Annotated in this window: 14 protein-coding genes; 2 read left to right on the top strand and 12 right to left on the bottom strand. The window is 53.9% G+C overall.

The window, feature by feature from the left end; all coding sequences use genetic code 11:
* Positions 1 to 404 precede the first annotated feature (404 nt).
* Positions 405 to 2,087 carry a hypothetical protein gene (locus tag E1958_RS13065; RefSeq protein ID WP_133512261.1) on the top strand — a complete coding sequence of 561 codons (1,683 nt, stop codon included), beginning with the start codon at positions 405 to 407 and terminating at the stop codon, positions 2,085 to 2,087.
* Between the two features lie 391 nt (positions 2,088 to 2,478).
* Here E1958_RS13065 and E1958_RS13060 read toward each other — a convergent pair whose 3' ends face one another.
* The gene (locus E1958_RS13060) at positions 2,479 to 2,913 is read right to left on the bottom strand and encodes a DUF29 domain-containing protein (RefSeq protein ID WP_133512260.1); all 435 of its coding nucleotides are present in this window, start codon (positions 2,911 to 2,913) and stop codon (positions 2,479 to 2,481) included.
* 104 nt (positions 2,914 to 3,017) lie between these two features.
* A complete protein-coding gene (locus tag E1958_RS13055; RefSeq protein WP_133512259.1) occupies positions 3,018 to 5,399 on the bottom strand; it encodes a nitric oxide reductase activation protein NorD in 2,382 nt (793 codons plus the stop codon).
* 526 nt (positions 5,400 to 5,925) lie between these two features.
* Here E1958_RS13055 and E1958_RS13050 point away from each other — a divergent pair.
* Positions 5,926 to 7,275: a Fic family protein gene (locus E1958_RS13050; protein ID WP_133512258.1), complete on the top strand. Its 1,350-nt coding sequence runs from the start codon at positions 5,926 to 5,928 to the stop codon at positions 7,273 to 7,275.
* A gap of 97 nt (positions 7,276 to 7,372) precedes the next feature.
* On the opposite strand, the gene E1958_RS20335 is transcribed toward E1958_RS13050, so the two are convergent.
* From E1958_RS20335 to E1958_RS13005, 10 genes are all read right to left on the bottom strand, one after another.
* On the bottom strand, positions 7,373 to 7,540 hold the full coding sequence (locus E1958_RS20335) for a hypothetical protein (RefSeq protein ID WP_165741915.1): 168 nt from the start codon (positions 7,538 to 7,540) through the stop codon (positions 7,373 to 7,375).
* A gap of 1 nt (position 7,541) precedes the next feature.
* Positions 7,542 to 8,015 carry a type II toxin-antitoxin system VapC family toxin gene (locus tag E1958_RS13045; RefSeq protein ID WP_089723785.1) on the bottom strand — a complete coding sequence of 158 codons (474 nt, stop codon included), beginning with the start codon at positions 8,013 to 8,015 and terminating at the stop codon, positions 7,542 to 7,544.
* 233 nt (positions 8,016 to 8,248) lie between these two features.
* On the bottom strand, positions 8,249 to 8,905 hold the full coding sequence (locus E1958_RS13040; RefSeq protein WP_165741918.1) for a JAB domain-containing protein: 657 nt from the start codon (positions 8,903 to 8,905) through the stop codon (positions 8,249 to 8,251).
* Between the two features lie 104 nt (positions 8,906 to 9,009).
* On the bottom strand, positions 9,010 to 9,339 hold the full coding sequence (locus E1958_RS13035) for a calcium-binding protein (RefSeq protein WP_089723790.1): 330 nt from the start codon (positions 9,337 to 9,339) through the stop codon (positions 9,010 to 9,012).
* 41 nt (positions 9,340 to 9,380) lie between these two features.
* Complete coding sequence (locus E1958_RS13030; protein ID WP_133512256.1) at positions 9,381 to 9,611, bottom strand: four helix bundle protein; 231 nt, start codon at positions 9,609 to 9,611, stop codon at positions 9,381 to 9,383.
* Positions 9,612 to 9,827: 216 nt separating this feature from the next.
* A complete protein-coding gene (locus tag E1958_RS13025; RefSeq protein WP_133512255.1) occupies positions 9,828 to 10,412 on the bottom strand; it encodes a JAB domain-containing protein in 585 nt (194 codons plus the stop codon).
* 129 nt (positions 10,413 to 10,541) lie between these two features.
* Positions 10,542 to 10,937, bottom strand: a complete 396-nt coding sequence (locus E1958_RS13020; protein WP_133512254.1) for a type II toxin-antitoxin system VapC family toxin — start codon at positions 10,935 to 10,937, stop codon at positions 10,542 to 10,544.
* On the bottom strand, positions 10,937 to 11,167 hold the full coding sequence (locus tag E1958_RS13015) for a CopG family transcriptional regulator (RefSeq protein ID WP_133512253.1): 231 nt from the start codon (positions 11,165 to 11,167) through the stop codon (positions 10,937 to 10,939). The genes E1958_RS13020 and E1958_RS13015 overlap by 1 nt, the downstream gene beginning before the upstream one ends.
* 278 nt (positions 11,168 to 11,445) lie before the next feature.
* Complete coding sequence (locus E1958_RS13010; protein WP_089723958.1) at positions 11,446 to 12,252, bottom strand: CbbQ/NirQ/NorQ/GpvN family protein; 807 nt, start codon at positions 12,250 to 12,252, stop codon at positions 11,446 to 11,448.
* Positions 12,253 to 12,354: 102 nt separating this feature from the next.
* Positions 12,355 to 12,903, bottom strand: coding sequence for a class I SAM-dependent methyltransferase (locus E1958_RS13005; protein ID WP_133512252.1), 549 nt, complete (start codon positions 12,901 to 12,903; stop codon positions 12,355 to 12,357).
* Positions 12,904 to 13,385 lie beyond the last annotated feature (482 nt).

Below are 13,385 nucleotides of genomic sequence, written 5' to 3'. Positions count from 1 at the left end.
GTTGCCGGCAACGTCGGTTGGGCAAGGCCCGTAGGTTGAGCAAAGCAAGCGCCCCTCAGAATGGTGTGAAGGTAGCAGTTATTCCACAAAGGTTTCCGAACCACGGCTGTTTGCAGGATGTACGGAGCGCAGTGTGCCTATCAATAGGGAGACTGAACGGTTACCATTCGTATTGAACCCTAGAGGACAAGAGGACCCGGAGAGCCTAGAGAAATGAGTTGGATGTTGGACACGGCCCATCCAATGATGCGGTTCGCGATCTGCCGTGCGTCCATCGATGCGGTTCGCGCCTTCTCGTGATGCCATCCTGAATGACCAACCGCGCTCACCGCATCCTACGCTGGCTCACCACATCCTACGCCCACTCGAAAAGACACAGGACAGGAAACATGAATAGAAGGGTCATGCTGACGCTGATGATCGTCGGCATTCCTCTGCTACTGGGGTTTGCTGCCGACATGGTTCAGAAATGGGATCATGTCTTCGACGATGCCTTCATCACCTACCGCTATGCCAAGAATCTGGCCGACGGCCATGGCATAACCTGGAACCCCACAATGGCGCCGACGGAGGGCTACACCAACTTCCTCCTGGTTATCTTCCTGGCTCCATTCATCGACCTCGGCTATGACCCCCTGCTCGTTACCCGCCTCTTGAGTTATTTCAGCGTATTCGGCATGGCCGTGATTCTATTCGCACGGGCAAAGCGCCGCTACGGCGCCACAACGCCGACTGCGATCATGATCGCGAGCTTGATCCTTCTGGACCCGTCGACAAGCGCGCTTTGTCTTACCGGGCTCGAGACAGTGGTGTACGCGCTCGTCCTGTTGGTTGCCTTCCATTTCGCCGTCGAGTTTCTCCATTCCCAGGATACGACTAACTCGGTGTTGCTGGGTATTTTTACCATGCTCGCGATCTTGCTGCGCCCGGAGGCGGCACTGCTCTATCTCGTCATGGCGTTCGGGTACGGCATTATCCTGGTCCGCAAGAAACAGCTGCACAGGTTTGCAAGCCTCACCCCCAGCCTGCTTATCCTGCTCATACTCGGCGGGGTCTATCTTGGGTGGAAGGCCCTTCATTTCGAACAATTGCTGCCGAATTCGTTCTACATCAAGGTCGCCACCGGAGCCGTCATCAGTAAAATCGGTCTGGTCAGTGTGTATTATTTCCTCTCGACCCATACCCTGCTGCTGGCGGTCTTTTGCGTAAGCCTTCTGTTCTGCCTCTCGCATCACGACAAACACGGACGTTCGGACAAGTTGCCAGTCCTGTTGGGGCTGGGGCTCATGCTGAGCCATACGGTCTTCTTCATCAAAACCGATACCCATATGGATGTCGGTAGCCGCTTCATGTACCCCCTGGTGCCAGTGCTGATTTACTCCAGCATCCCTGTGCTCACAGTTGCTATGGGGAAGATTGAGGACTGGATAAAGGAACGTGCCGTACTCTTCCCCGTGCTTGTAGTCGCCTTCATGCTCGCATTTGGAACCGAATACTCAACGAAAATGTACAGCAATGTGAAGAGACTGTTGATTTACCCCTATCCATCGGAGAGAAGCAGTTGGCTCATGCAGGAAGAGTATCGCATAGCGAAAACGCTCTCCACTTTTCCACAGATCGAGAATGTACGCATCGCCTTTGGTGATGCAGGCGTAATACCCTACTTCACGGGCGCCGTTTGGCTCGATGTCATCGGCCTCAACGATACCTTTATCGCGCGGACCCGCAACCAAGACGCCTTAGTCGATTATTTCTTTCGATGGCAGGCCGATCTCGTGATCAAGGGAAGCGATAAAGACCATTCCTGGATCACCACCCAAGGCCCCCTTGGTGACCATACCGCGTGGGCGGGGGACCCGAGGTGGGATGAGTATTCCTACATCGGCACCAGCAAAGTGGATAAGTGGTACTATGACTTGCAGTATTTCGTGAGGAAATCCAGCCGATTTGCCCAACCCTTAACCGATTTTCTGCGCGCCCGCACCATCAACGGGTGGTACGCTCCCATGCCTTTTCACATCGGTAGCTATTCACCCGACAATGAGACCCAGCCGACCTGGATTCCGCGCCCGGAATCAGGCGGTTGATTTCTACAGTACCGATAACATGGGAATCATTTTTGCCGCAAATGAACGCCAATTAACGCAAATCGTCGAAATCGGCTCGCGTTTGAGCCGCTTAAGACGCAATGCCATTAAGTTAGCTGTTGGCCGCTGGTGGTGGTGGGTCGGAATCCGAAAGAGAAAACGACGAAGCGCGCGCATCGGCGTGAACAAGATCCCTCCCTTCGGTTCGGGATGATAATTTCGCGCGGATTCGCGTGATTCGTCGTTTTTTCTCGTTCCCACGCTCCAGCGTGGGAACGCATGTGTGGCCGCTCCAGCGGCCAAGGTTTCATGACGCTAGAGCGTCCGGACTTGCTCCCACGCTGGAGCGTGGGAGCCAGATGAAATCTGTCTAAAAAATCAAAATCCAGCTTCAACTTGGATAAAATTCGTTATCGCGAATCTGGGCAAGTGACCAGATAGGCTCTTCAGGACAATCGAGATTTGTTTCGTTGGTAAAGATAACCAACGCCTTATCCCAAGTACTTTCAAACCACTCAGGGTCTTCGAGGTCGGCCTTCAAACTGGGTGTTTTTTTCAGGGCTCTTTCGATATCACGCCGTTGGACTTTGATGGTTTTTTCCCAGCTACTGCAGTGTTGGGTCGGTTGTAATTTCCATTTCAATAAATGGGCAATCAACACGGCCATGCGGCTAGACAATTCACGTTGCTCACTTTTGCCCACGTCCTCAATCTCCTCCGCGATATGCTCGATATCCAAATCTGAAAACTTGCCGTAACGCAATAGCTGTGCTTGCTGTTTGGACCATTGGATAATGTCACGATCGTAATTGCTTTTAACTTGCATTTGAGCCTCTTATCAATTTTCTGTTCAAGAATCTCCTCCAGGGAATAGCTTCCGTGCCGTTCCGAAGCGTTTATTCCGACTGGAAAACCCCGCTGCAACGAACGTCAACCGGTAATGGCTGCAAACACCGCCGGCAACCGCTCCGGTAGCCGCTCTAGGTGATCCACGATGGAGTAGTTGTTCTCTCCGAAGATCCGGGCCACATAGCGGTCGGCGTTGGGATCCAGGGTCAAGCAGTAGGTGTAGACCCCCTGTCTGGCCAGGTCTTCTACCGCCTTCTTGGTATCGTGGCGCAGGTATTGGGGATCGCGCTCATCGATGTCGGCGGGCTCGCCGTCGGTGATGAGCAGCACCAACCGCTTCTGGGCCGCCTGCTGGGTCAGGTGCCAGCCGGCGTGGCGCAAGGCCGCGCCCATGCGGGTGGAGAGGCCGCCCTGCATGCCGGCCATGCGGGATTTGGCCTCATCGTCATAGGGCTGACCGAAGTCCTTGAAGCGGTAGTACTGGACGTCGTGGCGGCCATCGGAGGCGAAGCCATGGACGGCGAAGTTGTCGCCGATGGCGTCGATGGCCCAGGCCAGCAGGCCGGTGGACTCCCGGGTAAGATCCAGGATCGAGGGGGCCATGTCGTACTCCGGCTCGCCTTCCTGCACGCCGATCTTCTCGTTGGTGGATTCGGAGAGGTCCATGAGCACCAGGATGGACAGGTCGCGGATGTGGCGGTCAATGCGGATATTGATGCGCGGGTCCGGCATGACGCCGCGCTGGATGTCGATCATGGCCCGCACCGCGGCGTTGAGATCCAGCTCCTCGCCCTCCTCGTAGCCGCGCCGGCGCACGATGCCCTGAGGTTGCAGGGCATCGATCAAGCGGCGGATGCGGCTGGCGATGGGCTTGTACTTGGTGAGGATCTCGTCCATGCGTTCGGGGTCGTCCTTACCCTGGCGGCGTTCGATGACCGTGGCCCAGTCCGGGCGGAAGAGCTGGACATGATAGTCCCACTCCTGATAGTGATAGGGAGCGGAGACCGGCTCCTTGCCCCACATCCGGTTGTAGCTGATGCCCTCATCTTCGTAGGGGAAGAATTCGGTGGCGCAGATCCAGACCTCCTGGGCGTCGTCACCGGCCAGCTCACAATCCACCTCGTTGGCCATCTCCACCGCGGAGACATACTTGCGTACCTGTTGTTTGTGTTCGGGCAGATAGTCCAGCCCCGATTCCAGGAACATGTTCTCGGTGAATGCCCAGAGATATCGGTTGTCGTCCCGGTAGGGGATAGGCCAACTCTCCATAACCCGCAGATTGGGTAAGGCGACCTGCTGGATAACCTTGTTGTAGAAGGTGATCCCCGCATCCCAGCTGAGCTGGTTGTCATCGGCGCGGACCTCGAGTTGGCGGCGAAAATCGGAGGCCGTATCGTTGATCAGGGGTTCTTCGTCCCGGTAGTGGGGATCGAGCAAGGCGATGGCCAGGCGTATCATTCGATCCATCATGGGGTGGAGCTCGACGAATTCTTCGTCCGGGGTCATGGGGGCCGTGAAGAAGCCGAGCCACAGCTTACGCAGCCCGGGGAAATCGCGGATCGCCAGATGCTCGACCCGGGCATCCTCGAACAGCTCGATGAGCTTCATCTGGGCCGGACTCAGCTGCTCGGCGCTGAGCGGCTGGCGAGTATAGACCATGTGGGCCGCGCAGTGGGCGGCGCTGGCCCGGTAGACCTCCAGCCCTGAGATGCCGCGGAAGGGGTCGAAGGCGTCCGGCAGATGGATCTGGAAGTCCTCGATGAAGGGTTTGAGGCCCTGGCGGGTCTCATAATCGCCGGAGGTGGGGCGCATGAAGAAGGCGCGGGCCCAGAGGGCGCGCAGATAGAAGTTGAGCTTGCGCTGGTTGTCCACGAACAGAGTCCCGCGGCGCTCCTTCTGGAGCACGGCTCGGGACGACTCCGTCTTGAGCCCGAAGTAGGCCATCTGCCCGTCTAGATCCCGCTGATGGGCCTGGGCACCCCACAGGGCCCAACGGCGCAATCCCCCCAAGGTGAGCTTGGAGAGCAGCTCGTCCATGTTCTCCATCATGGGACGCAGCCCCCGCGGGGCCTTGCCGGCGAGCTGATGGAGCAGCTTGAGGTAACTCCGCATCACATCGGCATCGCCGAGTCGAGTCGCGGCCAAGGGCATGTTAGTCATCACCAAGGTGACCACGGTCCCGGAGGTGTGAGAGGCGAGCTTCATCAGGGCGCTGACGATATCGGGGATGACGTCCTCCCCCAGCTCTTTGGCCACGCCGGGCATCTCCTGGACATAGGTGAGGATCAGATCCTCCCCTTTGTTCAGGGTGCCCATGGCCTTCATACCCGTCAGGTAGTGATCGAGTCCTTGGGGGGACATGACCCGGGCCGCCTCGTGATAGCTGGATTCGAGCGCCTGGCGGTGCTCGTGCCCGGGCTCGGTATTGAGACCGGTGACGTATGCGGAGAAATCGATGGTCATTGGTTTTGCCTCAAAAGTAATCCTGAATTGTTCGGCGCTGTTTGGAGGACCGGACGTGTTGCGTTGCGACGCACCAAGGCACGCTGATCGTTTGCCAGGTCAGTGCCAGCGTCTTAACGCAACCTACGCCCCCATTACCCCCGCGCGGCCTGCCCGCACGGACCCCGCGTCAAGTGCAGGTTGCGTTAGCGACGCCTGGAACAAGCCCTTCTCTTTGTACTAATATACTACTAATTGATGTCAAATTAGTAATTCGGTCACGCAAGGACGTGTTGCGTTCGACGCACCAAGGCTCGCTGATCATCTGCCAAGTCAGTGCCAGCGTCTTAACGCAACCTACACCCACATGCCCCCCAGCGCGGCCTGTACGCGCGGATTTCGCTTTGCGTGTAGGTTGGGTTAGGCGCGCTGCCCGATCCCGAAGGACACAAATACCGTTGAACGCGCCGTAACCCAACACGCCCGGTCCCCCAAACAGCGCCAAATAATCTAGGATTGCTACCCAAAATGTCATGATGCGACACGCATGAAGATCCCTCCACCCCCCCCCGATTACGACAACCTCGGCCGCTCGGTGGTAGGGACCGGCGCCGAGCATCTGCGACGGCTGCTTAGCGCCTCCATCGGCCCGGCTCCGGGTGGACATTATCTGCATTGGGACGAGCTCCGCCACAAGACGCCTCCTGAGGGCTTCTCCCACGCGGATTGGTGGTTCGCCGTCAAGAGTGCCCGCCGCTTGCTCTACAAGCCACTCCCGCTCCAGGACAAGGCGGATCGCCCATTCCGATTCGTGCTCGCCGATCCGATCCTCAGCCGGCTCCATCGCATCGATCGAGATACATCCGGCCAGATCCGTCTCGAAGCCCCGATCGCCAATCCCGAGACCCGCGATACCTACCTGGTCAGCTCCCTGGTCGAGGAGGCTATCACCTCCAGCCAGTTGGAAGGCGCCTCCACAACCCGGCACGTGGCCAAGGAAATGCTGCGCCAAGGGCGACGGCCGCGGGATAAGAGCGAGCAGATGATCTGCAACAACTTCCACGCCATGCGCTCCATCTCCGAGCGCATTCGCGAGCCCCTGACGCCGGAAGTAATCCTGGATCTGCAGCGCGTCTTGACCCAGGACACCCTGGACGATCCCTCCGCCGCGGGCCGGCTGAGACACCCGCACGAGCGCATCGAGGTAGTCGATCATCGCGACAACCGCGTCCTGCACCTACCCCCCACCGCCGATGAGCTCCCCGAACGCCTGGCCCTGCTGTGTCGATTCGCTAACGAAGCCGACGGCGAGCCTTTCGTGCATCCGATCATCCGCGCAATTCTCTTGCACTTTGCGCTTGCCTACGACCACCCATTCGTCGACGGCAACGGCCGAGTCGCCCGGGCGCTCTTCTATTGGTCCACCCTATCCCACGGCTATTGGCTCCTGGAATTCGTCTCGATTTCCAGGGTGCTGAAACAGGCCCAGGCTCGGTACAGTCGTTCCTACCTGTTCACCGAAACGGATGACAGCGATGTCACCTATTTCATCATCCACCAGTTGACGGTCATTGCCGAAGCGATCGATGCGCTCCAGGCCTATCTAGGCCGCAAGGCCGAAGCCCTGCATGAAACCGAAGCGCTGCTGCGCTCATCCGAGCAGCTGCAAGCCGCCTTCAATCACCGTCAGGTCGCGCTGATCCGCCACGCGCTCCAGCATCCGGGCGCACGCTACACAATCGAAGGACACCGTCGGAGCCATAACATCGTCTACCAAACGGCTCGCACCGACTTATTGGCACTGGTCGAGCTCGGAATCTTGGTCAAGCGGAAAACAGGACGCTCATTCGTTTTTCTTAGCTCTCCAACGCTGCGGGATCAGTTGGGTAATCTTTAGTCGCCAGCTTCCAGCTTCCAGTCGCCAGCTACCAGTCGCCGGCTATCAGCTTGGCTAAGCTGCCGCCAAAAGCAGAGCAAAGCGGCGCTTTTGGTGGTCAGCTTGAGCCTTTTGTCAGCAGCCTTGGTGGCAGAGATACAACTTTATGCCCCCATTCTCTTTCGATTCTTTTCAGGTCTTTGCAAATTGCAGAAAGATCATGATTGAATTCTCGCGCATGGTCTTGTCGTGCCTTTCGAACTTCTTCAACAATGGGATCTTTCACGTCAGTCTCCTATAAATTCTTCCGGCGAACAAATCTCTGGGGATATAAAGCCCTGGTTTTCAATTGACCTGATAATGTTTGATTTCTTGAAGGCGTTATTGATATGACTGAAATTCCAGGTTAACAGGAACTCCATACCATTTAGACTGGCTACAGCAATGTGTAGAGCGTCTTCTTCGGCCTCGGCAGGAATAGCATTTTGAGCAATCAGAAAAGCAGCAACCTCTTGAACTTGCGGTGTGATTTCCAGGACAGTAAACTCAGAAATCGCGCTCAAACGTTTCTTTGCGGCTTCTTTATCTCCCCGAGATGCTTCTTGTATAACAAGGGCAGAAATGTAAATGTCGAATTTATCCTGAAGCATCGGCCATATCTCACGTGTAATCTCCTGCCACGCAGCAATAACGAGGTCACGACTCGGCCGTGCTGTGTAATAGCTTATAATAGATGTCTCAAGATACACTTTCTGCTTCATTTTATGTGTTTTCTGTTGCTAACGGCATGGCTCAAACGCCCAATGCCGCGTGGCACTGAGCTTGAAAGTCGCTGAGGAGCCAAACCGCGGCATTGGGTCGCTTGCAGCCGAATGTCAGGCGAATGAGCTATAAAAAATGACCCATCAATTGAGTCTGGTCCCTTTTCCCTTCCAAACAAGATGGGTGTCCTTTTATAATCTTAACTGAATACATCTGTCATCCGATTTTAGCCTTATAGTTCTTTAATCTCTTCGATTGAAAGTCCTGAAGCTTTAGCAATAATCGTTATACTGACTTTTTCTTGCTTCATTACCTTTGCCATTTCTTTTTTTCCTTTCTCCTCCCCAATTTTCTCCCCCAGATAAAGCCCTTCCTCCTTACCCGCCTTTAATCCTTCTTCTTTACCCTCATTCCTGATCCTCTTCTTGAGTTTATAAGGCAAAATCCATCGTTCACTTGCCTGAAGCTTCTTGAAGATTCCCGAATCGACAAAGCTATAATAGGTTTCATCGCTGATGATGAGATGATCGATCACTTCGACCTTGAGGAATTTTCCCGCCTGAATAAAATGATCGGTGAGATCCTGATCTTCGATTGAAGGCGTCACATTCCCACCGGGGTGGTTATGGACCATGATAACCTGAACGGCCAGCTTGTAAATCGCCATTCGGAAGGCTTCTCTGGGGTTGATGTTCGCCATATTGGAAGACCCCAGAGCGACCAACTCGATATAGAGGATCTTGTTCGCTTGATTTAAGCCCACCATCCAGAAGTGCTCCTGACCTTGACCAATTTTATTCTCTCTACGGAGAATTTGGCGCATGATCAGATAAATATCCTCCGCGCTGTTTACGGTGACTTTTTGTTGCTTGCTTAATTTGACTTCCATTGCGGGGCCTTTTATAGAACGCCTAACGCTCACTTTCACTTTGAGGGGCCGAGGGGCGCACAGCATCGCTGAGGTCCCTATCGAAGGTGTTGTTGGGTTTGACATTATCCAAATTGATACCCCATCCGCACCCAATAATGCCAATCCTCTATAGCTTGAATAGTCTGTTGTGATGTATCACTAATAGGAGTGAGTTGAGACAGTGGAATAGCTAAACTATCTTTTTCCCACCGAATTGTAACAAACATTTCTTTGTTGCACTCCTCTTCAGGGGCCATTCCAATAACATCAACCTCATCTTTAACTTTCAGCGGAGATATTGCACGTTTCCCAGTGCAAATAGCAGCAAATGGAAAATCAAGTTGATCTTCAAGGTAATAATACCAACCCATGGCTTGTTCCTCTGGGCCATAAGCATCAACGATGATCTCCATCGTTATGCGCTCTTCCCTATCTTCATTCTGCATAGTCGTGGTTATATTTCATTTGTCGAGCCCGCAGCAATTCTCGCGAAGCGGGCAAAATCCTGGTCGCTGCCTCGGCCACTACCTTCCGCGATGTTTGAGGGAATGGATGTCGCCACCCTTCGCATTTGGCTTATCAAACCAAACCACTCATCAGCTGGGAACCGTTGCGTTTCTTGGTAGACAAGCAGCATCAGCTGATGGGCCTTCACCCAGACACTGAGTTGTCGGTAATCTCCCATCGCTGGTAGCTGGCGACTAGCAGCTGGCGGGGCTACCAGTCGCCAGCTATCGGCTTGGCTCAGGCGCCCAATGCCGCGTGGCACTGAGCTTGAAAGTTGCTGAGGAGCCGGACTGCGGCATTGGGTCGCCTGCAGCCGAATGTTAGGCGAATGATCTGTGAAAAACGACCCGTCAATTGGGCCTGGTCCCTTTTCCTCGATCAGCCGGTTTCGGCCTTATAGTTTTTCAATCTCTTCGATTGAAAGCCCTGAAGTTTCAGCAATAATCGTTATGCTGATCTCTTTTTGCTTCATTGCCTTTGCTACTTCAATCTTACCTTCACTCCTGTATCTCTCCTTGAGTTTATAAGGCAAAATCCATCGTTCACTTGCCTGAAGCTTCTTGAAGATTCCCGAATCGACAAAGCTATGATAGGTTTCATCGCTGATGATTAAATGATCGATCACTTCGACCTTGAGGAATTTGCCTGCCTGAATAAAATGGTCGGTGAGGTCCTGATCTTCGTAGGAAGGCGTCACATTCCCACCGAGATGGTTATGGACCATAATCACCTGAACGGCGAGCTTGTAAATCGCCATGCGGAAGGCTTCTCTGGGGTTGATGTGCGCCATGTTGGCAGAACCCAGAGCGACCAACTCGATATAGAGGATCTTGTTCGCTTGATTCAAACCCACCATCCAGAAGTGTTCCTGACCTTGACCAATTTTATTCTCTCTACGGAGAATCTGGCGCATGATCAGGTAAATGTCTTCTGAACCCTTTACGGTGACTTTTTGTTGCTTACTTAATTTGACTTCCATTGCGAGTCCTTTTATAGCAGGGTTAACGCCTGGCGTCAGCTGCCCATAGTGGCGGGGCGAGGCTTGTGGCGTTCCGTCATAAACAAAACATTGCGGAGGTAGGTCGGCTGAACGCTATTGTTAGATTTTTTATTTGTACCAATTCTCTAATTTTAATTTGGATACCCTTGAAAACTCTTTTGTATTATTGGTAACCAAAATCCCTTGATTAGCCAAAGTGGTGCCTGCAATCAATATATCATGAGCACCTATTGGCGTACCTTTCTTTTCTAAATTCGCTCGAATCGCAGCTGATAAACGTGCCTCCTCATCCTCAAAAGGTAGTATCTCAACCAATGAACATAATTCTTTTAGTTGAGCTTGCCTTTTTCCGGGAGAAGTTGATTTTGCAATTCCATACTCTAGTTCATACAATACTATCGATGGAATCGCAATTTCTTTCGGGGACACCTCAAAAAACCTTTTTGGAACATTTCCAATTCCTTTGAAGAAATAGATTAATGTATTTGTATCAATGACATACATTACAGCTTCTCACGGTTAGTATCTTTTCCTTGATCTGACCGAATGTCATCTATATCCGGAAAATCCTCCCATGCCCCGACCAACTCTACTATAGATCGAGGCCATTCATTTGCGACCTTTTCTTGAATTAGCTCTGCGATCCACTTACTCTTTGATAATTGGGCGGATTTTGCCGCAGCAACCATTTTCCGCTCTGTATCCTCTTCCAAATAAATCGTTACTTGACCCATAACTGGCGTCCTCACAAACAATATATGTTTAATTATATGTGTCGGCCAGTCACAGTCAACACTGAAAAGGTGGTGTTGCAACTCTGTTGTCAAAGAGACGCAATTTGTCATTTCGAGCGGAGCGAGAAATCCTATGCTCCGGAACCTCTTACAAGCCGAAAAGATCTCTCCCTCCGGGTAACCGTTCAACTCCCTCTCGATCCTGATCCCGAAGTGGAGGAGGCTGAACGGTTATCCCTTCGGTCGAGATGACAACCTTCTAACTTAATGGCATTGCGTTAGAAATAGGTATTCACGGCAGCGTCCAGGGTATCGCGCATATCCGGATCGTCCGTCAGCGGACGTACCAGGGCCATCCGACAGGCGGACTGGACATCGATGCCCTTGCCGATCAGCTGGGCGGCATAGACCAGCAGACGGGTGGACATGCCCTCGTCGAGGCCGTGGCCCTTGAGGTTGCGGCTGCGCTGCGCCACCTGGACCAGCTTCTCGGCGGTCCGGGTGTCGACGTTCCCTTCGTGGGCGACGATCTCGGTCTCGATTTCGGCCTCCGGGTAGTCGAAATCCATGGCGCCGAAGCGCTGCTTGGTGGACTGCTTGAGGTCCTTCATCAAGCTCTGGTAGCCGGGGTTATAGGAGATGACGAGCTGAAAGTCCCGATGGGCCATCACCAGCTCGCCCTTCTTCTCCAACGGCAGATTGCGGCGGTGGTCGGTCAAGGGGTGGATGACCACCGTGGTGTCCTGGCGGGCCTCGACCACCTCGTCCAGATAGCAGACGGCGCCGATGCGGGCGGCCAGGGTCAGGGGTCCGTCCTGCCACTTGGTGCCGTTGATATCCAGGAGAAAGCGCCCCACCAGATCGGAGGCCGTCATATCCTCGTTACAGGCGATGGTAATCAAGGGCCTTTGTAACTTCCAGGCCATGTACTCGACGAAGCGGGACTTGCCGCAGCCGGTCGGACCCTTGAGCATGACAGGCATACGCGCGTCATAGGCCGCCTGGTACATTTCCACCTCATTACTCAGAGCACGGTAATAGGGCTCTTTTTCGATCAAATACTGGTCACGGTCGATCTCACTCATGGTCATTGATCCTGTTTGTTTGGTTTGAACCGCCAAGGCGCTGTAAGAACGCCGAGATTGAATCATCTGAACCGGACTTGCATGGGTTGATGCAATGTCACCTCAGTTGAAGGCCTCGAAGATGAACATTGGAGGAATATTGAGCAACCCGATATCAACGGTGACCCGCCCGAAGTGGTCTTGCAGGTGTTTCTTCACGAATGTCGAGTACTGGTACACAAAAAACCTGCCGTTTTCGGTCAGCGCGCTGCATGTGTTCTCGAGCACGCTCTTCCTCGATCGTTCGCCGAGAAGGGTGAAGGGGATGCCGGATATAATGCAGTCTGCGGAATTTTCATCGCACTGTGTCAACACATCCCGCACGTTCTCTGCGCTGTCGTTGAAGACGTGAACCCGCGGGTCCTCGAATCGCTTCAGCATCTCGCAGAATTCGGGGGTTGTCTCGATCATGATGAGCTTCGATCCCGTCAGCATCCTCTCCAGGGGGAATTCGGCAAAGACGCCGGTCCCCGGTCCGTACTCTACGATGACGCGCGAATGCTCGAGATCGATCCGGTCACACAACCGCTTTATCGTGTACAAGGACGTGGGAGTAAGGGCTCCCACCTTCGTATCCGTCAGGAAATTCTTGAAAAACCTGGCCTTACTCACTTCGTAACCCTCTCCCCACCCATGATCCGGACAGGATTATAGCAGCCCGGACAATGGCAATAGGATCCATAGGGCACCTTGAAAAATGAAGTGAAGTGGAAACCGCGTTTTCACTTCGCGTCTTGAAAAATTGCCGGTATCAGTGTCGGGGTTTCTCGTTCCCACGCGCTGCGTGGGAACGTGGAAGTAGTCCGCGCCGCGGAGAGAATCAAGCCTACGTCCACCATTCCATCTACACGGGAACCAATCCCTCCAGGCCAAAATCAAATAATTCCGCGCACGAGATTAACGTCTATGCTCCGGCTGTTCCGCTTCCCCGCGTTGGTCCGGGTGATTGGGGTTTGTCTCTGAGATATCCCCACATTATTTCTATCTAAGACAACAAGTTGTAACGTGTAGTTACTGTCGATCTGGACATGCATAGGGTATTATGGCCCCTGGAAAGTCACCCAACTCCCCAGGAGCCCCCCATGCCTGTCAGT

The sequence above is a fragment of the Candidatus Thiosymbion oneisti genome, from assembly GCF_004359955.1.
Taxonomy (GTDB): Bacteria; Pseudomonadota; Gammaproteobacteria; order Chromatiales; family Chromatiaceae; genus Thiosymbion; species Thiosymbion oneisti.
The sequence above is the reverse complement of the archived record's forward strand: the minus strand, read 5'-3'. Positions and strand labels throughout refer to the sequence as shown.

Bases quoted from the DNA above. Each gene is read 5' to 3' on its own strand.
- E1958_RS13065 (WP_133512261.1), top strand. From the start codon at position 405: ATGCTGACGCTGATGATCGTCGGCATTCCTCTGCTACTGGGGTTTGCT.
- E1958_RS13060 (WP_133512260.1), bottom strand. From the start codon at position 2,913: ATGCAAGTTAAAAGCAATTACGATCGTGACATTATCCAATGGTCCAAA.
- E1958_RS13055 (WP_133512259.1), bottom strand. From the start codon at position 5,399: ATGACCATCGATTTCTCCGCATACGTCACCGGTCTCAATACCGAGCCC.
- E1958_RS13050 (WP_133512258.1), top strand. From the start codon at position 5,926: ATGAAGATCCCTCCACCCCCCCCCGATTACGACAACCTCGGCCGCTCG.
- E1958_RS13045 (WP_089723785.1), bottom strand. From the start codon at position 8,015: ATGAAGCAGAAAGTGTATCTTGAGACATCTATTATAAGCTATTACACA.
- E1958_RS13040 (WP_165741918.1), bottom strand. From the start codon at position 8,905: ATGGAAGTCAAATTAAGCAAGCAACAAAAAGTCACCGTAAACAGCGCG.
- E1958_RS13035 (WP_089723790.1), bottom strand. From the start codon at position 9,339: ATGGAGATCATCGTTGATGCTTATGGCCCAGAGGAACAAGCCATGGGT.
- E1958_RS13030 (WP_133512256.1), bottom strand. From the start codon at position 9,611: ATGGGAGATTACCGACAACTCAGTGTCTGGGTGAAGGCCCATCAGCTG.
- E1958_RS13025 (WP_133512255.1), bottom strand. From the start codon at position 10,412: ATGGAAGTCAAATTAAGTAAGCAACAAAAAGTCACCGTAAAGGGTTCA.
- E1958_RS13020 (WP_133512254.1), bottom strand. From the start codon at position 10,937: ATGTATGTCATTGATACAAATACATTAATCTATTTCTTCAAAGGAATT.
- E1958_RS13015 (WP_133512253.1), bottom strand. From the start codon at position 11,167: ATGGGTCAAGTAACGATTTATTTGGAAGAGGATACAGAGCGGAAAATG.
- E1958_RS13010 (WP_089723958.1), bottom strand. From the start codon at position 12,252: ATGAGTGAGATCGACCGTGACCAGTATTTGATCGAAAAAGAGCCCTAT.